Consider the following 18847-nt stretch of genomic DNA (forward strand, 5'->3'; position numbering starts at 1 on the left):
TTGCGGGAGCGGGGCTTTATCATCCGGACCCGGTTGCTCCCGTCTGCGGTTTCCCGCCGCATTCAGGAAAGGGCCGAGACGCCGGGGCCGGTGATCCGGCTCCGGCCGCTTCTTTCTGCCGGAGCGAGCCTGATCTGAAGCGGCACAAAGGTCTCGATGTTCGGAACATGCGTGATGATGCCGATCAGCTTCCCTTCGCTTTGCAGCGACTGGATCTGTGCGAGGACGTGCGACAGCGTTTCCTCATCCAGTGTGCCGAAGCCTTCGTCGAGGAAGAGCGTGTCGATCCGCAGCTTTTCGCCGGCCGTCTGCGACAGCGCCAGCGCCAGCGACATGCTGACCAGAAAACTTTCGCCGCCGGAGAGGTTCCGCACCGAACGGATCTCGTCGCACTGATAATGATCGATGACGTTGAAATCGAGCGGTGAATCCTCGATGCTGACCAGCCGGTAGCGGTCAGTGAATTTCCGCAGCGAGCGGTTCGCCAGCGCGATCAGCTGTTCGAAGATCAGCGACTGCGCGAACTGCTGGAACTTGCCGCCGTCCTGTTTGCCGATCAGTTCGTTGAGCAGCCGCCAGCGCTCGACTTCGCTGCGGAAGGCGCCGATTTTCGCCTCTTCGGCCTGCCGCCGCCCCCTCGCTTCACGGTCGGATTCGAGTTTCTGCCCGAGCGCGCCGGCCTCCTCGTCGAGCCTGCGCGCTTTCTCCCGGAGTCCGGCGGCTTCGGCGCTTTTTTCCTCCGGGAGCCGCGAATCGGCCGGGAGCGCGGCCAGCTCGGCTTCGGCTGCGGTCAGCCGGCGTGTCGTTTCCTCGAAACGGGTTCGGAGGACGGTGTGGAGCTCGCGTTTCCGCTGAAGCCCCGCCTCGGCCTCTTCGAAGGCGCGGCGCGCGGCGGCGACGGCGGTTTCGTGCTGCCGCTCGGCCCGGTCCGCCGGGAGCCCGTCGAGCATCGCGGCGCGTTCCTGGCGCAATGCAAGAAGCTCCGTTTCCTTTTTCTCGTGCTCCGCCGCCGTTTCGGCGAGGCGCCTGATCCGCTCTTCGCGGAAGCCGGAACGCAGCTGAAATTCATTCTGTTCTTCGCGCAGGCGGCTCGCCGCCCCGGATGCCCGTTCCTGCATGTCGCGGCTGCGGCGGAACATCTCCTCCACGGCTGCGACAGCATCCGGGAGCTGCGACAGGTCGTTCCATGAAAGGTGGAAACGGGTGAATTCGGCGCGCAGTTCATCCAGCGACTCCTTCTGCCGGCGCCGGGTCTCTTCAAATTGGCGGCGGAGCGCGGCCAGCTGCTGCTCCGCCAGCGCCGTTTCGTGTTCGGTGGCGATGAGTTCGTCCCGGTTCTTCTGTTTTTCAATTTCCAGTTTCCGGAAGGCGTTTTCGAGGCGGGTCCGCTCGTTTTGAAGGCGCTGCGCGGCTTCGAGTTCGTCCGCGCAGCGTTGGAGCTGTTCCGACAGCTTTCCGGCGAATTCCGCGGGATCGGAAGAACCGCATTCGGTTCGGAGGCGTTCCGCCGCCGCTGCTGCTGCGATCCGCAGCCGGACCGTTTGCTCGTCGAGCGAACGCAGTTCGCCGGAGATCGCCGCGAGCCGGATCTGCTGCTCCTGCAGGTTCGTCCGGATCGCTTCCGCACGGGCGCGGGATGCGGTCGGCGCCGGTATTCCGGCATGCGGATGATGGGTGGCGCCGCAGAGCGGGCAGGGGGAACCCTCCCGCAGCGCGGCGCGTTCGGCCGCGAGGTTCGGGATGCGGTTTTCGGCGTCGAGCCCGGCCAGCTCCGTTTCGAGTGCGGCGCGGGCGGGGGCGATCTGTTCCTGTTCCGCCGCAAGCTCGTTTTTCCGCCGCGCCGCTTCATCGAGCTGCCGGAGGCGCTCCGCCTGCTCCGCCGCGAGGCGGGAGAGCTCTTCGAGCTTGAGTTTGCGGACGGTCAGCTGCAGAACCGTCCCGGCACCGGCGTCGGCGTTGCCGCCAAGCTGCTCCCGTTCCGCCCGGAGCTGCTCAAGCCCGGCCTCCGTTTGGGCAAGCCGCTTCTGCAGCGGATCGCGGCGCTGAGCAAGCCCGGCCAGCGCCGTTTCGGCCTCCCGGACCTGCCGAAGCTCTTTTCGGAGGAGCGACTGATTGTTTTCGGACGCTTTCAGGCGGTCGAGCCAGACCGGGTAACGTTCGAGGCGGAGATTCTCTTCCGGGCGGGCTTCGAAGTAGGCAGTGACGGTGGCGAGCTCGCTTTCCGTTCCGGAGATTTTCTGCCGGAGGAGCTCGAGTTCCCGGTCCGCCTCCCGTTTCGCCGTTTCCCCGGCGCGGCGGGCGTCGGCCAGCTTCCGGAGTTCCTCTTCGCCGCGCAGCAGGGCGGCGTCGAGCAGCCGCGCCGCGGCGATGGCGGGACGCGCGGCCGCCTGCCGTCCGGCGGCGTCGTCGTAATGCTTTTTGGCTTCCACGGCTGCGGCTGCGGCTGTTTCGAGCTCCGGATCCGCCGCTTCGAGTTCGGCTGCGAGCTTCGAACGCTCCGTCCGGAGTCCGGCGAGGCGGCCTGCGAGGTCGACGGCGCGCTCCAGTTCCCCGGCGCGCGCGGCGAGGCCGGCGGCCTCTTTGCTCAGCCCGGCGCGTTGCGCGGCGAGGGCGTCGCGCTCTTCGTCCGGCAGCAGCCGGATCGCCTCCGCTCCGGCTGTCAGGCGATCGAGCTCCTCCTGCATCAGATGATATTTCGCATAGGCTTCGGCCGATATCTGCTTGTAGACCGTGCTGCCGGTGATCTGTTCGAGAATGTCGGAGCGCTCTGCCGGAGGGGTCTTGAGAAAAATCGCGAATTCCCCCTGCGGCAGCAGCATGGCCCGCGAGAAGTGTTCGAAGTCCATGCCGATGAGGGCGCGGATCGCTTTTTCGGTCTCTTTGCGCCGCTCGGCGAGGAGTTCGAGCGAGCCGTCCGGTTTCATGCGCTCGAGCGTGTGGCGGTCGGGCTGAAGCCGCCCGTCGGCCCTGCCGCGCGAACGGGTCTGGTGCCAGGTCGCCACATAACGGCCGCCGGGGATGCTGAACTGAATCCGCGCCATGCATTCGGCTGTGCCGCGGGTCATGATCTCGTTTTCCCCGGCGAAGCTGTCGAGCCGGTTCGTGCGGCGGAAGAGCGCGAGGCGGATCGCATCGAAGATCGTGGTCTTTCCGGCACCGGTCGCGCCGGTGATTGCGAAAATACCGTTGCGGGAGTAGGCCGGGCCGGTCAGGTCGAGTTCCCACTCCCCTTCGAGGGATGCGAGGTTTTTCAGGCGGATTTTTTCGACTTTCACGGCTGTTTCTCCCGTTCCCTCATTTCGGCCAGCAGTGTCCGGAAGGCGTCGATGAGCTGTCTGCGTTCGGTTTCGCCGGTGATGCCGCGCCGGTCGAGCAGCAGCCGGAACACCTCGGTTTCGGTCATGGTCCGCAGCTCTTCCACACTCCGGACTTCGCGCTCCGTTTCGTGCGGCGCGACGAGGGAGCGGGCGACCAGCGGGTAGTTGTGCCGCCTGTCGGCGAACATGTTGCCGAGCGCCGCGGCGAGCGCGTGCGGCGGAAGATCGGCGGCCAGTACCCGGCAGAACACTTCGTCGGGCCGTTCCCGGAGCGCTTCGAGTTCGGGGGCGATCTGTTCCCAGTTTCCCCGCAGCGTCAGGATCTCCCGGGTTTGCGGCACCGGAACCGGCGTCACTTCGGCCTGCCGCCCGTCGAAATCCACCAGCAGGAGCTCCCGCGGCTTTGTGTCGGCGAAGCTCATGCGCAGCGGCGATCCGCAGTAGCGGATATGCTCTTTTCCGCCGATGCGCTGCGACTGGTGGATGTGTCCGAGCGCGATATAGTCGGCCGACGGCGGCAGGTCGCTTTCGTCCGCCTGCCGCAGCCCGCCGACGAACTCCCGCACGCCGTCTCCCTCGAAAACCGGAGCGCCCGCCGCCGCGAAGTGTCCGGTCAGCACGAACGGAATCGGCCTCCCGGCGCGGAGCCGTTCGGCCGCTTCGGCGACCCGGGCGTAATGTGCGCGGAATCCCCGGCGCCGGGCGGCGTCTCCTTCGGCCGGACTCTCCTCCCAGTTCGAGATATGCAGATCTGCGTCCCGCAGGTACGGCACGGCGCCGATGATCAGCGCCGGAACCCCCGCATCGTCAGGCACCGGAACAACTTCATCGGCAGGATCTTCCGCCGCTTCACCGAACACCTTGATGTCGAATGCCGCGTCGAGCAGCCCGCGCGGCGCATTCAGGAATGAGGGGGAATCGTGGTTGCCGCCGGTGATGACGACCCGGCGGCAGCCGCTTTCGCGGCGAACCCGGGTCAGGAAGTCGTAGTACATTCCGGCGCAGGCGTTTCCGGGAGTGTTCGTGTCGAAGAGATCCCCCGCGATCAGCAGCACGTCGACCGATTCCCGGGCGATCAGCTCCAGGAGCCAGGCGAGGAAGTCGCGGAACTCCCCGTCCCGGCGCCGGCCGCAGAACAGGTGGCCGAGATGCCAGTCGGACGTGTGCAGCAGTCTCATATCAGATCAGTTGAAGCTCCGTTGCGATGACCTTCGCGCGGTTGGTCGTGATCGAGTCGACGCCGATTTCGACCATGCGCTTCGCCTGAGCGGGATCGTCCACGGTCCAGACGTGGAAACCGAGGTTTGCGGCGTGCAGCGCATCGCCGTACTCGCGGGTCAGGAAATCCGTCGCGCAGATGTCGACGCCGTCGACGCCGAGCTCCTGAAGCTTGGCAGCCAGTTCTTTCGGAGAAAGTTCCGCCTCTCCGTGATTCTGCCAGTCGCCGGTCCAGTTGCAGGTCAGCCAGTAGGCTTTATGGGCCGGGAACAGTTTTTTGACCTCGCAGATGGTCGCTTCGTCGAAGGCGATGAAGGTCAGCTGTTCCGGCCGCCACGGGCCGGAGGCGAAAACCGCTTTCAGGGCGTCGACGATCGGTCCGACGCTTTTCAGTTCGATATAGATTTCGCCGTATTCCGGCATGGTTTCGAGCACCTCGCGGAGCGTCGGGACCCGGGTGTATTTCCAGACTTCGTCTTTCCTGACGCCGGCGTCGAGCGCCTTGATTTCCGCGAGCGTCATCGCCGAGACCGGGCGGTCCACGCCGCAGGTGCGCAGCGGATTGTCGTCGTGCATGCAGATGATTTCGCCATCCTTCGAGAGGTGGAAATCGCCTTCGATGCAGACGGCGCCGCGCGCCCAGGCCAGCGTGAAGGACTCCAGCGTGTTTTCCGGCGCGATCAGCGATTCGCCGCGGTGCGCCACGATTCTGACAGCCATGATCGGTCAAAGCTCCCTTGGTTATTTCAGACAATCACAGGAAAATATAACATCGATTCCGCTGTTTTCCACGTTGCGGATCAGGACTTCGCCCTTTTTGACCGGAATTTCGACTTTGAGCCGGTAGAGCCGGTTCAGCAGAGCGTCGATATGCCGTTTCGGCAACGCCTCGCTCGTCCGCACCGGGATGCGCGGCATGAGCGTCGAATTGCCGGACACCGTCGCGGTCACGACCCGGCGCGGATCGGTGAGTTCGTTCTGCGCATAGACTCTGCCGCGCGGGCAGCGGTTGCCGGAAACGCTCCATTCGCCGGAACCCTCTTCCCGGACCGCCGTGAGACGGCAGCCGATCGGGCAGCTGATGCAGATCAGTTTCTTTGCCATACTCTTACGCCTCCTCCTTCAGCCGGAACACGAGCGTTCCGGGTTCGTTCAGCTGCTCGGCGGAGAGGTCGATCTTCAGCATCTCCGCCGGCTTGATGTACGTGAATTTGCGTTTCCAGATCGGCCGGCCGTTCAGCTCTGCTTCGAGTGTGGCGGCGTCGCTGACGATGAGCGGCCGGAACGAGAAGGTGCACTTTTCGCCGTGGTTGAACCGGTTCGGAATCACATATTTCAAATTCGACTCGACCGCGGCGCGGTTCTCCTCGCTTCTGAGTTCGCCGGCGAGGTACTTCACGATCGACCGCCCGGCTTCGGCGGACTCCTCGGAGACGAAGTCGACAAGGTCGTGCACGTGCAGCACATTGCCGCCGGCGAAGACGCCGGGCACGCTGGTCTGCAGATTCGCGTCGACCACCGCTCCGCCGGTCGCCGGGTTGAGTTCGACACCGAGCCGGACCGAAAGCTCGTTCTCGGGGATCAGCCCGACCGAGAAGAGCACGGTGTCGCAGCCGATGCGGAACTGCCGGTCAAGCTGCGGGATGCCGTTGTCGAGCGGGGCGACGTCCACATGCTGAATTCGTTCCCTTCCGGCGATGTTGACTACGGCATGCTCGAGGTACAGCGGAATTCCGAAGTCATTCAGGCACTGGACCACATTGCGGGTCAGGCCGGACGGATACGGCATGATCTCGATGACGGCTTTGACCTCGACGCCGCTCCAGCGCAGCCGTCGCGCCATGATGAGCCCGATATCGCCCGAACCGACGATGACCGCGCTCCGGCCGGGCAGCATTCCTTCCGTATTCAGCAGCTTCTGGGCCGCCCCGGCCGTGAAAACTCCCGCCGGACGGCTGCCCGGAATCGCAAGGTTGCCGCGGTTTCGCTCGCGGCAGCCCATGGCGAGGAAAACTGCCCGGGCCTTCAGGTACGTCACTCCGTCGGCCGCCGACAGCGTCATGAGTTCGAAGCTGCTGTCGGGCAGCCGCCTGATCTCCGTCACAGTGCATCCGGTCCGGAACGCGACATTCGGTTTCGAAGCCAGCTCCACGACCCGGTCGGCATATTCCGGCCCGGTCAGCTCCTCCCTGAAGTAGCGCAGCCCGAAACCGTTGTGGATGCACTGGCGCAGGATGCCGCCGAGCTGCTCCTCGCGGTCGAGGACGACGGTCCGGTACGGATGTTTCGCAATCTCGGCCGCGGCGGCGAGTCCGGCTGCGCCGGCTCCGACCACGGCGACGTCGCAGGTTTCCTGCTGGATCATTCTGCCTTCTCCTTTTCACTGGTGTCGACGGTGATTTCACCGAGCCTGCCGCCGAGGAGGCGGCTGTTGCCGCCCTTCTTGGTCAGCTCCTCCATCGGTATGCCGCTTTCGCGGCTGATGATCTTCATGATTCTGGCCGAACAGAAACCGCCCTGGCAGCGGCCCATCCCGGCCCGCGTGTAGAACTTGACGCCGTCGAGCGTCGTGTGCCCCTTGCGGACCGCTTCGACGATTTCAGCCTCGGAGATTTTTTCGCAGCGGCAGACCATGTGGGTCCAGGCCGGATCGGCGTCATGGAGCCGGTCGAGCGCCTCGGGTGTCTCGTTGCGGAGCTCGTGGCGCGGCGGATTCCGGTACTCGATCCGCTCCTTTTCGACCAGTTCGAGGCCGTCCTGCTTGAGCAGGTCCTTCACATACTCCCCGATGGCGGGGGAGGCCGTGAGCCCCGGCGACTGAATTCCGGCAACCTGCACGAAATGAGGAACTTTTTTCGACAGGTCGATATAGAAGTCCTCGCTGTCGAGCACCGGGCGCAGCCCGGCGAACGAGGTGATCACGTCGCGGGTCGAAATGCCGTTGACCATCCGGCTCACGAGCGAAACGATCCGCTGCATATGGTCCGCGCTCGTCGTCGTGTCGAGCTTGTCTTCGGCCGGATCGGCGGTCGGGCCGATCATCGTGGTGCCTTCGGCGGTCGGAATCACGAGGATTCCTTTCGACTCCCGGCTCGGAACCGGGAACACCACCCGCTGCGGACGCGCCTTCGAGTTGCGGTCGAGCAGATACTCTTCGCCCTTGCGGGCGTGGATCTTGAACTCCTCCGCGCCGCAGATGTGCGAAACATTGTCGGCGAACAGCCCGGCCGCATTGACGACGTAACGCGCCTTGACCGTCCGTCCGTCCGCGGCGGTCAGCGTCCAGTGGTTGTTTCTGTATTCGCCGGAGACGGCTTCGAAATTGCAGAAGAGCTCCACGCCGTTCCGCTTCGCGGCTTCGACCAGGCTGAACACATAGCGGTACGGTTCGATCGTACCGCCGTTCGGCGCGTAAAAGCCGCCGACGACCTCGGGATTCAGCTTCGGTTCGAGCTCGAGCAGGCGGTCGCGGCCGCACATTTCGAGATTCCGCACGCCGTTGTCGAGTCCCTGCAGATAGAGCTTGCGGACGGTCGGCATCTGCTCCTCCGAAAAGGCGACGACGAGAATTCCGTTGCGGTGGAACGGAAAATCCAGCTCGTACTGAAGCTTGTCGAACATCAGGTTGCCGAGAATTTCGAGTTTCGCCTTCAGCGTCTTCTGCGCCGAGTGGTGGAAACCGCCGTGGATGATCCCCGAATTCGCCTTCGAGACGCCGAAGCCGACGTCGGCCCACCGTTCGACCAGCGCGACCTTCAGGTCATAGCGCGACAGCTGCCACGCGGTCGACGCGCCGGAGACTCCGGCGCCGACAATGACTGCATCATACATGTTCCCAGATCCTTTTGAGTTCACCGAGGTTATTTACCTGATAATCGGGGCGGATTCCCTCCGGCACAACGAGATCCGCGCCCGGGGCGAGAATGTGGCAGGTCAGCGCTCCGGCGTTGACGCCGAGCGCGATGTCGGTTGCCAGCCGGTCGCCGGCCATCAGGCACTCGCCGGTTCCGACGCCGCGGCGGGCCGCCGCTTCGACGAGCATGCCGGGATCGGGCTTGCCGAGCACTTTGAGTTTCACATTCGTCGAAGCTTCGAGACATTTCGTGACCGCGCCGCAGTCCGGCAGCCAGGTCGGGAGGTCGGTCGGGCAGAAGACGTCCGGATGGGTCGCATAGCCCGGCACCCCCTGCCGCAGAAACCAGGCCGCCCGGCAGAGATCGCGGTAGTGGAAGTCGCGGTGGAACGCGACCACGACCGCCTGCGGCTCCGTGTCGGTCAGTTCGAAGCCGGCCGCTTCGAATTCGGGCCGGATGCAGGGCATTCCGAAGAGGTGGAGTTTCCTGATTTCCGGACACTTGCGTTTCAAATAGTCGATCGTGTAGCAGGTCGAGGTGTAGAAATTCTCCGGCCCGCTTTCGATGCCCATCCCGCGGAGCTTTTCGACATACTCCGCCGTGCTGAACGAGGAGTTGTTGGAGAGGAACGCATAGCCGATTCCGCGCTCCTTCAGGAAATCGAGAAACGGGATCGTGGTCGGGAACAGCGTCTCGCCGTGGTAGATGGTTCCGTCCATGTCGAGAAAGACCTGGCGGACCTGTTTCAGCCGTCCGGGCATTTCAGCGGCCCTCCTTCAGCTTCAGCAGCCGCGCGGGGCAGTCCGTGTAGAAGCGGTAGACGCCCATGTCGAGAAAGCGGCGCATGGCGGTTTCGTCGTTCACCGTCCAGACGCCGGGCTCAAGCCCTGCTTCGGCGATCGCCGCAACCCGTTCGCGGTTCAGGCTGTCCTGATGGGCCACGAGGCCGTAAAAGCCGGCGGCAACCGCTTTCCCGATGCCGGATTCAAGTTGTTCGACATCCCGGGTATCGTAGAAAATCAGCGCTTCCGGCAACCGCTCCTTCGCCTCCATAAGCAGCTCGAAGTTCCCGTCGTTGAAGGCGATGCGGCCGGCGAGCCCGGCGCGCTCCACCGCTGCGCAGATCGCACCGACCGCCGGGCATTTCGGCTGGAGCGAAAGCCGGATGTGCGGATTGGCCGCGACGAGCGCGAGCAGCTCACCGAGCGTCGGAATCGGCGCGAAACGCTCCGACGGGAACGAATGGGCGGCATTGAGCTTCCTCAGCTCGGCCGCTTCCGTTTCTGCGATTGCGAGGTCGGTGCCGCAGGTGCGCCCGGTCGTGGCGTCGTGGCAGAGGAAGAGCACGCCGTCCGCGCTTTCGTGCACATCGGTCTCCAGGAAATCGACCCCGAGCGCAATCGCGCTTGCGAAGCCGGCCAGCGTGTTTTCCGGCGCCGCTTCGGGATTTCCGCGGTGGCCGGTCACTCCATTGTTCAGAACAGTCACGTCGATACTCCGTTGTTTACATTGAAGTTTACTCAATATAAACTTTGTTGTGAAGCATGTCAATGCCGGTTCCGGAAAAAAGCGCGAAAACTTTGCGGATAACTTCTGGCCGCAGTTCGGCTGACCAGGCTCGAATAGATAACGACTGCCGGTTCCGTCCGTCTTGAAGGCGCGCCGGCGCTGCGCCCGGTTTGGTCGGCAGTCCTGGTCTCGATTTCCGGGTTGCCGGGGGATAAAAAAGCGCCGTTTCCAGGCCGCATTGCCGCGGCCGGAAACAGCGCCTGCCGTTCTCCCGCTTCCGTCAGGAGCGGACGGGGGAGAACAGAAGCTTCCACTCCGGCTGCTTTCCGGTGAGGACGAGTTTGTAGAGCCGGCTGCCCCACGAATGGATCAGCCGTGAATCGGTCAGCTCGATGACTTCGACCGATTCGACGGCGATCCCTTCGGTCCGGAGCTCGACGGAACCGAGGCGGCAGCTGCCGTCGGGCCGTTTCACGGGTTCGACGGCGGAGTAGAGCGGCAGGCGGACCGTTCCGGCGATTCCTGCCGGGCGGAGCGTGTCGGTGATCGTCGCGGCGCCGTCCGGGCAGAGCTCGGCTTTGCGGATCAGGCTTGCGATGCGGGAGCCGGCCGGATAGGCGTCGCAGAGTTCGAGTTCGACGCATCCCGGCTCCGCCGCGAGAACCGTTGCCTTGTACTCACCGCCGTCAAGCTGGACCACTCCGTTGATCTGCGGCAGGTTGTGTCCCTCGGCGTTGTAGCACCAGCGCTCGTAACGCCGTTCGTTGAAGGTGAAGCGGTCGTAGCACATGGTGCCGGTGTCGACGATGACCGGCGCGCCGTCGCGGAACAGCTCGAACTGGCCGACGTCGATGTGGTTGTGCCCTTCCGCGTTATGGCCGCCCTTCAAAGTCAGGATGGTTCCCCGGAACTCATTCTCCGGCTGCTCGCGGAGTACGAAAAGCTGAAGGTCGGGCAGCGCGCCGAGCGCCGGATAACGGACCTTCCGCCGGGCGTCTCCCGCCGGAGCCCAGCAGAAGTTGCGGATGGCGTCGTTCAGCTTGAGGGGACTCTTCTCTGCTCCGCACGGAAGCGGCTCCCGGCGCGGCCCGAATCCGTAAAGCGCTTCCCGCGCATAGGAGGCAAGCAGTTCGCTGCCGGAGAGTTCCGCATAGCGGGCGAGCAGCCCGGCGTTGGCGTTCGGCGTCATCTTCGCCGTCGAGTCGGAGGGACTCAGGAACCAGGGGCCGGTCAGGTGCGCTTTGACGATATATTCGCCCATGTTCCGCAGCTTCGGCTGCCGCATGACGTCGAGATAAGCATTGTCGGTGCGGCGGTTCAGTTCGTCGAGGAACTGCATGAGGCAGAGCGCCGAAACCTGGAAATAGCCGGGGCCTTCGTCGCAGCCGCCGTCCTCCGGGTAGTTCGCGATGAACCGGTCGTTGGGGCCGAGCAGCATTTCGATGATCTGCGCCTGCCTGACGGGCTCTCCGTTCAGGAAGGTGAAGGCGGCGTCGAGCACGTTCGCCGAACACCACGGAGTCCAGTTGTTCGCCCCGCCGAACCACCACGGTTCGAATTTCAAAGGGTCGATGACCCGTTCGATCACGGTTGCCCGGAGCCAGTTGACCAGCTCGGGGGACTCCTCGGCCAGTTTGCCGCCGAGCAGGTTGACGAGGTCCGCGAGGATCGCGCCGGTCTCCGCCGCGAACAGGTCGGCGGCGGGCTTGTCGCGCCGCGGCATCGGATCGCCCGGCAGGTAGCTGCAGTGGGCCGGCAGCGCCCAGTAGAGTTCGCCGAGAAGCTGCCAGATCCCCTCGATGATTTCCGGAAGAAATTCCCCGCTCCAGGAGATGCACTCGGCCATCGTGAACAGCGAAAGGCGCGACCGGCGCAGGAAATAGCCCGCTTCGTAATCGACCCGGTTGCCGTTGCGGATGAAGGCGAGCGCGTCGGCCGCGCTGAGCTGCGGGTAGAGCGGTTCGCCGCCGTGCCGGTCCTTCAGCTGCCGGGCGGCGCGGAGATACTCTTCGGCCCACGCCCTGCGGACCGGCGAATCGAGCAGCCGCGCCCAGCGCGCCCGGTCGGAGCCGGGCGGATAGCAGCGCGGGTGTTCGGGAGCGTTGAGCCGTTCGATCAATTCCGTGCGAGACAAGATTTCCTTCAGCATCGTATTCCCTCATCGGTCAGGTTGTCGGTTGCCGGTTGCCGGAGAATACTATAGCACGGTCCGGAGGAATTGCCACGGCGCATCCGGCTGCCCGGTTGATTTTTCCGGGCGGAGAATGTATATTGTTTTCATCGGGCAGGGCCGGGTCAGGAGGATATCGATTTGAAAACTGGGATCAACGGCGGTTTTTATTACCGGGGCGGCAGCATGCTCCGGGTATTTCGCGCCGGGGACCGGCTGCTGCCGGTACCGAAGCCGTTCCGCTCCTTGAAGCGCGGCGACGTGATCTGTTTTCTGCCGCCGGGCTCCCGCACCCGCGTGGTGCACCGCATCGTCGGCTGCGGGGAAAACTCTTTCCGCACGCAGGGGGACAACAACGCCCGGCCGGACCGGCTGCCGGTCACGCCGGAGCAGATGCCGATGCTGGTTGCGGCCAGAGTCCGTCGCGGGCGGCGCAGTCGGGTGCACGGCGGTGCAGTCGGCCGGATCGTTTTCCGCATCAATCGGTTCCGCCGTTTTTGCCGTGGCGTCGTTTCCGCGCTCGGCGGACGGCTGCGCCCGCTTCTGCGGCCGTTCCGGCCCGGCCTCCGGCTGGTTTCGCGCGCCGGGCGCGGGCTGCTGTATGCCGGGGATACGGTTGCGGCGGTGCGCCGGGCGGACGGCGAAGGCTGGCGGCTCCGGCGCGGCTGGCGTTTTTTCTATTCGGCGGATGAACTGAACCGGCTCTATCCGGTTCCGGGAGACGGGGCGGAGCATGGACGGCAATAAGAATTCCGGACTGCCGGAGCCGCCGCCGCCCGCCGCCGGCGAACTTTTCACCTTTCTGAAACCGTATCTGCGGCCGCATGCATGGCGGATCGCCGGAATCGGCGCCCTGCTGCTGTTCGGCGCGTCGTTCGCTTATCTGGAACCTCTCGTGCAGCGGCAGTTCATCAATACGCTCACCGCGCTCGAGCGTCCGCAGGTCTGGTTCTGGGGAATTCTGACCGTTCTGACCGGGGCGCTGCTCCGGCTCTGCACCGCCGGGGAGTCGATCGGGGAGAATTCGATCGGCGCCCGGATCACCATGACGCTCAAAACCCGGCTGAGCCGCCGCCTTCTGGATCTGCCCGTTTCGTTTTTCCATCGCCACGGCAGCGGCTATCTGGCCGGGCGTCTGACCCGCGATATCGACGAAATGCAGTTTCTGTATTCGGCGGGCATGACCGGCATTCTGTCGTCGGCGCTGCGGCTGCTGGGCGGGCTGGCGCTGCTGTTCGTGCTTGACTGGCGGGTCGGCGCCGTTGTCGTCCTGATTCTGCCGCTGTATCTTCTCGCCTACCGGAAATTCCGCGGCGATCACTATCGGGTCGGCCTGGCGGTCAGCGAGGCGAATGCCGCGAACTCCCGCACGCTGCAGTCGACCTTCTCGGGAATCCGGCTGCTGAAGAGCAGCGCGGCCGAGGAGAAGCGCGGAGAGCGGCTCGGCCGGGAGTTCGAACAGCAGATGATATTGCGGATCAGGCGGTTCCGTCTCGGCTGCCGGTTCCGGGTTCTGCTCCGGGTGATTCCGGGCGGCTGCCGCGGCGCGCTGCTGCTGGCCGGCGTCTGGATGATCCTCGAAGGGCGGTGGACGCTCGGCGGGCTCTGGGCGCTCCTGCGGGCGCTCGACTATGTGTTCACGCCGTCGCAGCTGCTGTGCGGCGGATTGATCCAGTTCCATTCGGTCTCCGCGGCCGCTGCCCGGGTCATGCAGCTTGACCGCCTGCTGCCCGAGGAGAACCTTGAAAACGGCGTTGAACCCGGAAAGCTCGAAGGGCGCATCGAATTCCGGCACGTCAGCTTCGGCTACCTGCCCGGAGTTCCGGTGCTGCGGGACCTTTCGTTTGAGCTGCGTCCGGGGGAGGTTGTCGCGCTCTGCGGCCCGAGCGGCGGCGGAAAAAGTACGATTGCGGGGCTGCTGCTGCGCTTCTTCCGGCCGGAATCGGGCGAAATCCTGATCGACGGCCGTCCGGCCGGGGAGTACCGGCTGCGGGCTTTGCGCCGGCGGATCGGCTATATCGGTCAGACCGGCGAGTTTCTGACCGGCACGCTCGCCGCGAATCTGCTGCTCGGAGTAGACAGGCCGGTTCCGGAAACGCGCCTGCGGGAGGTGATCGGCCTTGTCGGCCTCGGGGCGAGGCTGAATGCGCCGGAGTGCGACCGGGATGCCCCGCTGGAGGAGAACGGCGTCAACTTTTCGGTCGGGGAGCGGATCCGGCTCGCGGTCGCGCGCGAAATCCTGCGCGATCCCGATATCCTGATTCTGGATGAGACGACGGCCAGCCTCGACGGCGAAACGGAGGAGAAACTGATGGATTTTCTGCTGGAGCTGCTTGCCGGCCGCACCGTGCTGGTCATATCGCACCGTGAGTCGACGCTCCGCCGGGCGCAGCGCCGTCTTGAGCTGAAGGAAGGACGGATTTATGAGAAATGATTGTGACGGATTTTTCGCCGCACTCGGCTGGATGGCGTTCGCCCCGGACCCCGCCGCCCGTTTCGAACGGCTTTCCGCCGAAGAGAAGCGGAGGCTCTGCCGGGAGGCCGGGGCGCATCGGCTCTCGCACTGTTTTTACTATTTTTTCCGCAACGCGCTGCCGTCGGAGTTCCGGGAGGAGTTCGGGCGCTCCTATCATGCCGTTTCGGCCTGGGAGCTCGGCTACGGCGTCGCGCTGAACCGGCTGCGGAAGAGGATTGCGGAGCTCGGCGGCCGCCCGGTGGCGCTCAAGGGGGCGTATCTCGCCTACCATGCGTACCCGTCACCGGTGCTGCGGGCGAAGGGGGATTACGATCTCTGGCTGCCGGAGGGCGTGCGGGAGATTCACGCGGCGCTGCAGGCGGAGGGAGAGTGGAGAACCATGCCGGGGATTGCGCCGGACCACCATCTGCCGGCGCTGTACAACAGGGACGGCCGCATGGCCGAGATTCATCTGAACCCGTTTCATCCGTACCGGAACCGGCCGGAGCCTCCGGCCTTCGGAAAGTTCGTCCGCGAATTGCCGGACGGGTCCGCGAGTTTTGAACCGGAGCTGCATTGGCTGATTCTGCTTGAACATTGTCGTCATGACGGCTGGCTGGGGCTTCCGAGGCGGCTGCTCGATCTCGGGTTTCTGCAGAAGAAACACCGCCTTTCGGCCGGGCGCATCTCGGAGCTGCGCCGGGAGCTGCGGCTGCCGACCGACCCGGCGCTGATTTTCGAGGCGTTCCCGGATTTTTTCCCGGAAGGGGAGCGGCTGTTCCGGGGAACGTTTCCGCGGCAGCTCCTCGACGATCTGCGGCAGCTGGGCGGCAGCTCCTTTTCCGCCCTTTCGTCGAAACGGCAGCTGAGGCTTGAGCTGACGTTCCGGCCGCTCGGCGCGTGGGGGAAGATTCGTTTCCTGGCGCGCCGGAGTTTGATTACTCCCGCCTTTCTGCGGGAAAAGTACGGATTGCCGGACCATGTTTCGCGCCGGGAGCTTCTCCGCTGCTACCGGCGCGATGTCGGCGAAAAGCTGCTGCTGCTCTGCCGCTTTTTCGGAACCGTCCCCCCGGAGGCCGTACGCGAGGCGGGACGGATCCGGCGCCGCCTCGCCCGCCGTCTTGACGGGTACGGTCAGTCGGGGAACTCCGACAGATAGCGCAGGAAATCGTCGGCGCGGTTTACGGGCGGTTTGTCCGGCGTCCGGCTGACGATGGTCAGGTTTCCGGCCCGGAGCGCCCAGGCTTTGCCGTTTTCCGCCGCGAGGATGACGGCACCCGGCAGCGGTTTCAGGACCTGGGCGGTTGAGCCGTCCGCGAACCGGATCGTCTCTTCGGTGAAGAAGCGGTCGAGCCGGGGAATCGTTCCGAGGTCGGAACGGCTCCCGACGTAGCTGACCGGCCTGCCGCTTTCGAGCGCCCGCCCGATCTCCTCCGCGTAATAACGCGAGAAGGGCGGATTCGGGCAGTTGATGATGACCGCGTCGAACTCTTCCGGCAGGGTGTTGGTGGAGCTGTACCATTCGAGCGGTTTCGCCGCGAGGCGCGCCGACTGCGGAATCAGATTCTGTTCCCGGCCGTGGAACGCCATGTGGCGCGTGATCCACCACCACCAGGTGCTGCCGCCGGGAAACACGTAATTCCGCGGCGTCGCGGCGACCGGCTTCCGGCCGGGCGCGGCGAATTCCCGGTCGATCCGGGCGGCCCAGGCGAGTCCTTCCGGGAAATCGTGGTAGTTGTGGTTGCTCCAGAGGTTTCCGGGTTTCAGGTCGAATCCGAAGAAATAAAAGCCGCTGACGCCGAGCCGCGCGAGATTTTCGGCCATGCCGCGCAGTTCCGCTTCGTCTCTGAAGAATTTCGTTCCGTCGTTGCCGACCGCCGCGCTGTGGCCGATTTCAGTACCGACCTTCCACATCGTATGTTCCGAGGCTTCGGCTTCGGCGCGCGATGCGCCGCCGCCGGTTTCGCCCGGGATTCCCTGGTTCAGGTAGCATTCGAAGCCGACGCCGTCGTAGCCGAGGTAGCGGCGGCTGACGTTCATCTTCTCCCCGATGACCCCGACGCTTTTGAAGACGACCGGCACGTTCACCAGCGATTTCAGATAGGCGGCGATTTCGTCGGCGAGCGCGGCATAGGTGATGCGGATCATCTCCTGATAGTCGATCCAGGCGAAGGTCCGGTCTGGGTCTCCCTCGAGAATCCTGCCGGTTTCGGGGTCGATCCAGAAGCAGCGCCGGTCCGTGCGCAGCGGAATCAGCCGGGCGGCCTCCTCGAAGGAACCGGCCGGGATGTGCCACTCCTGCCGCAGCTTGCCGACGGTCCGGTAGCGTTTCTTCAGGTACTCCGCGAAGGCGCGGTTGATTGCCGGCGTGTACTGCCGCAGATTTTCGGTGCCGTTGACCATGTCGGTCTCGTTCCTGATCGGGTCGACGAAGAAACGCAGCTTTCCGCCCCAGCTGATCCTGCCGATCCAGGAGAGACGTTTTTTCAGCGCGGCGAACTCTTCCGCGTCCCAGAGGTTCTCATGGTGCATTTTCGATTCCAGCAGCGGGATGAGAATGACTTCGCTGTTGTCGGGCGAATCGAGTTCGATCGGAAAGGTGATTTCGCGCAGCTTGTCGAAATCCTGTTCGGTTTCGAGATCGATGATGCCGTGGCGCAGGTCTTTGCCGACCTTGTCGGTGAAGGCCGCGAATTTCGCGCCGTTCTGCGGCCGGGCCGGATCGACGACGAGCAGGCCCGCAAGCTTCTGTTCGGCCGGGAAGCGGCCGGTTATTCTGCCGGAGGCGTAGGTGCCGCGCGTGAGTCCGCGGTAATTGCCCGGGGCGTCAGGCCGGTCGCGCGTGATGAAAAAGCTCGGGATGGCGCTTCCGCCGCCTGCCGTCAACTGGTAGCCGTAGTGAATGCCTTCGCGTTCGAGCATGTCGATGAAGAGCTGGCGGACCCGGAGCGGCGCCTGGGTCGAAAGATTCAGATAAACGTCGTCGAGGCCGCCCTGCCTGATCGCGCGAAGGGTGGCAAGGTCCTTTTCAAGCCGGGCGGCGATTCCGGCCGGATCGTTGTCCGGGCTGATGAGAGTGTCCGGGCACCACATGCCGCCGACCGGGAAATAGCGTTCTCCATCGAAGATATATTCGAATTCGCGGTTCATGTACCAGGTGTGCAGCACTCCGTCGCGGTCCGTGAATCCGCCGTAGTTGACCGGCTTCGGCAGCTTCCGGGCCGGTCCGGGCAGTGCCAGCCGGCATGAAACGAGGTTTCCGTCCGCGGCCGGAAGGGGACGGAACCGGACTTCGATCTTCCGGCCGCGGGCGAGTTCCGTCAATGCTTCGGGGAGGTCGCCCGCGGCGGCATCAAGGCGGAATGCGCCGTACAGTTTGCCGTCCTCCGCAAAGGCCATGGCGAGGACCGGGGCGGTCCGCCCCTCTTCGAATTTCAGCGCATACCGGCAGCCGTCGAGTTCGGCCGATGCGAGCCGGGCAGGCGGAGGCACGGGCGGCCGCGGCAGTTCGGCCCCGGTTCCGGCGAGTGCCGTGCCGGGAGCGTCGAGAGGGACGAGTTCGAAGCGGTAACGGCCGGGCGGAAGCTGTTCCGGCAGGTCGATCCGGAAACGGTTTTCCCCATTCCGGCTCATGACGCCGAGGGAGACGGCCGGCTCCCCCGCGAAGGTCAGGCGCAGTTCCGCCGGGAATGCTTCTCCGGCCTGCCGATAGGTGACGACGGCTGTCGTTCCGGGGGTGATGTCGGCGGGAGCGCGGAAGCCGTCGATGGAGGCGTTTTTCCAGACTCCTTTCCGGAAGCCGGCGATGCCGTCGCACATGAAGCTCCAGCTGCCGAGCTGCGCGCGGCGGGTGATGCGGAAAGAGAGCGTATGCTTTCCGGCCTTGAGCTTCCGGCTGCCGAGCGGAGTCCAGGTGACGGCGTTCGATACGCCCCATGCGGGCGCGCCGGGGGGAGTGGCCGGCGCTTCACGCCAGCCGTCGCCGTCGAAGCGGAATTCGACCGGGGAGGAGTGCGGACGTTTTTGTGCGATCAGGGCCGCGAAAAAGTCATATTCACCGGTTCGGGAGACCTGAAACTCGTAGACGGCGGAGAATTCTCCGGTTTCCGGCAGCCGGTCCAGCTTGCGCAGGATCGTCCCGGAGAACGAATCGGCGACCCGTTCCCGGCCCATATCGGTTTTGACCGGAGAACCGCCGTTGATCCAGAGATCGGCCTGTTGCGGGAAGTCCGGCGCAGTTTTCGGAGCGGCGGCGGGAGTCCCGGCGCCCGGGAGCAGCAGGGCGGCGGCGAACGCCGCGGCGCAGAGCAGGATTTTGTTCATG

At 65.0% G+C, this 18847-nt stretch carries 13 protein-coding genes; 3 read left to right on the top strand and 10 right to left on the bottom strand.

Translation table 11 applies throughout. The features are described from left to right. Nucleotides 1–62: 62 nt before the first annotated feature. The 9 genes from FYJ85_RS18180 to FYJ85_RS18220 form a co-directional block, all read right to left on the bottom strand. Nucleotides 63–3275 (bottom strand): AAA family ATPase, encoded by a 3213-nt coding sequence (locus FYJ85_RS18180; RefSeq protein ID WP_154420006.1) that lies wholly within the window; start codon nucleotides 3273–3275, stop codon nucleotides 63–65. Then, complete coding sequence (gene sbcD / locus FYJ85_RS18185; RefSeq protein WP_154420008.1) at nucleotides 3272–4495, bottom strand: exonuclease subunit SbcD; 1224 nt, start codon at nucleotides 4493–4495, stop codon at nucleotides 3272–3274. Before sbcD ends, FYJ85_RS18180 begins: the two co-directional genes overlap by 4 nt. 1 nt (nucleotide 4496) lies before the next feature. Next, the gene (locus FYJ85_RS18190; protein ID WP_106052678.1) at nucleotides 4497–5255 is read right to left on the bottom strand and encodes a glycerophosphodiester phosphodiesterase; all 759 of its coding nucleotides are present in this window, start codon (nucleotides 5253–5255) and stop codon (nucleotides 4497–4499) included. A gap of 21 nt (nucleotides 5256–5276) precedes the next feature. Then, complete coding sequence (locus FYJ85_RS18195) at nucleotides 5277–5639, bottom strand: DUF1667 domain-containing protein (protein WP_154420010.1); 363 nt, start codon at nucleotides 5637–5639, stop codon at nucleotides 5277–5279. 4 nt (nucleotides 5640–5643) lie between these two features. Next, the gene (locus FYJ85_RS18200) at nucleotides 5644–6900 is read right to left on the bottom strand and encodes an NAD(P)/FAD-dependent oxidoreductase (protein ID WP_154420012.1); all 1257 of its coding nucleotides are present in this window, start codon (nucleotides 6898–6900) and stop codon (nucleotides 5644–5646) included. Then, nucleotides 6897–8366 carry an NAD(P)/FAD-dependent oxidoreductase gene (locus tag FYJ85_RS18205; RefSeq protein WP_106052675.1) on the bottom strand — a complete coding sequence of 490 codons (1470 nt, stop codon included), beginning with the start codon at nucleotides 8364–8366 and terminating at the stop codon, nucleotides 6897–6899. Before FYJ85_RS18205 ends, FYJ85_RS18200 begins: the two co-directional genes overlap by 4 nt. After that, nucleotides 8359–9150, bottom strand: a complete 792-nt coding sequence (locus tag FYJ85_RS18210; protein ID WP_154420014.1) for an HAD-IIA family hydrolase — start codon at nucleotides 9148–9150, stop codon at nucleotides 8359–8361. The genes FYJ85_RS18205 and FYJ85_RS18210 overlap by 8 nt, the downstream gene beginning before the upstream one ends. 1 nt (nucleotide 9151) lies before the next feature. Next, complete coding sequence (locus FYJ85_RS18215) at nucleotides 9152–9877, bottom strand: glycerophosphodiester phosphodiesterase family protein (protein WP_206213299.1); 726 nt, start codon at nucleotides 9875–9877, stop codon at nucleotides 9152–9154. A gap of 301 nt (nucleotides 9878–10178) precedes the next feature. After that, nucleotides 10179–12047: a heparinase II/III domain-containing protein gene (locus tag FYJ85_RS18220; RefSeq protein ID WP_154420018.1), complete on the bottom strand. Its 1869-nt coding sequence runs from the start codon at nucleotides 12045–12047 to the stop codon at nucleotides 10179–10181. Between the two features lie 162 nt (nucleotides 12048–12209). Between FYJ85_RS18220 and FYJ85_RS18225 the strand changes: the two genes are divergently transcribed. From FYJ85_RS18225 to FYJ85_RS18235, 3 genes are read left to right on the top strand one after another with little or no spacing between them, the layout of a single operon-like run. Beyond that, on the top strand, nucleotides 12210–12815 hold the full coding sequence (locus tag FYJ85_RS18225) for a S24/S26 family peptidase (RefSeq protein ID WP_106052671.1): 606 nt from the start codon (nucleotides 12210–12212) through the stop codon (nucleotides 12813–12815). Beyond that, nucleotides 12802–14502: an ABC transporter ATP-binding protein gene (locus FYJ85_RS18230; RefSeq protein ID WP_154420020.1), complete on the top strand. Its 1701-nt coding sequence runs from the start codon at nucleotides 12802–12804 to the stop codon at nucleotides 14500–14502. The genes FYJ85_RS18225 and FYJ85_RS18230 overlap by 14 nt, the downstream gene beginning before the upstream one ends. Further along, entirely contained in the window at nucleotides 14492–15682 is a 1191-nt protein-coding gene (locus FYJ85_RS18235) for a nucleotidyltransferase family protein (protein WP_154420022.1), read from the top strand. Before FYJ85_RS18230 ends, FYJ85_RS18235 begins: the two co-directional genes overlap by 11 nt. On the opposite strand, the gene FYJ85_RS18240 is transcribed toward FYJ85_RS18235, so the two are convergent. Next, entirely contained in the window at nucleotides 15658–18846 is a 3189-nt protein-coding gene (locus tag FYJ85_RS18240; protein ID WP_154420024.1) for a hypothetical protein, read from the bottom strand. The genes FYJ85_RS18235 and FYJ85_RS18240 overlap by 25 nt on opposite strands. Between the last annotated feature and the right edge of the window lies 1 nt (nucleotide 18847).

Source organism: Victivallis lenta (assembly GCF_009695545.1).
GTDB classification, from domain to species: Bacteria; Verrucomicrobiota; Lentisphaeria; order Victivallales; family Victivallaceae; genus Victivallis; species Victivallis lenta.

What these genes read in the sequence shown, in the direction of transcription:
- sbcD (WP_154420008.1), bottom strand. Translation starts at nt 4,495, where the DNA reads ATGAGACTGCTGCACACGTCCGACTGGCATCTCGGCCACCTGTTCTGC.
- FYJ85_RS18190 (WP_106052678.1), bottom strand. Translation starts at nt 5,255, where the DNA reads ATGGCTGTCAGAATCGTGGCGCACCGCGGCGAATCGCTGATCGCGCCG.
- FYJ85_RS18195 (WP_154420010.1), bottom strand. Translation starts at nt 5,639, where the DNA reads ATGGCAAAGAAACTGATCTGCATCAGCTGCCCGATCGGCTGCCGTCTC.
- FYJ85_RS18200 (WP_154420012.1), bottom strand. Translation starts at nt 6,900, where the DNA reads ATGATCCAGCAGGAAACCTGCGACGTCGCCGTGGTCGGAGCCGGCGCA.
- FYJ85_RS18205 (WP_106052675.1), bottom strand. Translation starts at nt 8,366, where the DNA reads ATGTATGATGCAGTCATTGTCGGCGCCGGAGTCTCCGGCGCGTCGACC.
- FYJ85_RS18210 (WP_154420014.1), bottom strand. Translation starts at nt 9,150, where the DNA reads ATGCCCGGACGGCTGAAACAGGTCCGCCAGGTCTTTCTCGACATGGAC.
- FYJ85_RS18220 (WP_154420018.1), bottom strand. Translation starts at nt 12,047, where the DNA reads ATGCTGAAGGAAATCTTGTCTCGCACGGAATTGATCGAACGGCTCAAC.
- FYJ85_RS18230 (WP_154420020.1), top strand. Translation starts at nt 12,802, where the DNA reads ATGGACGGCAATAAGAATTCCGGACTGCCGGAGCCGCCGCCGCCCGCC.
- FYJ85_RS18235 (WP_154420022.1), top strand. Translation starts at nt 14,492, where the DNA reads ATGAGAAATGATTGTGACGGATTTTTCGCCGCACTCGGCTGGATGGCG.
- FYJ85_RS18240 (WP_154420024.1), bottom strand. Translation starts at nt 18,846, where the DNA reads ATGAACAAAATCCTGCTCTGCGCCGCGGCGTTCGCCGCCGCCCTGCTG.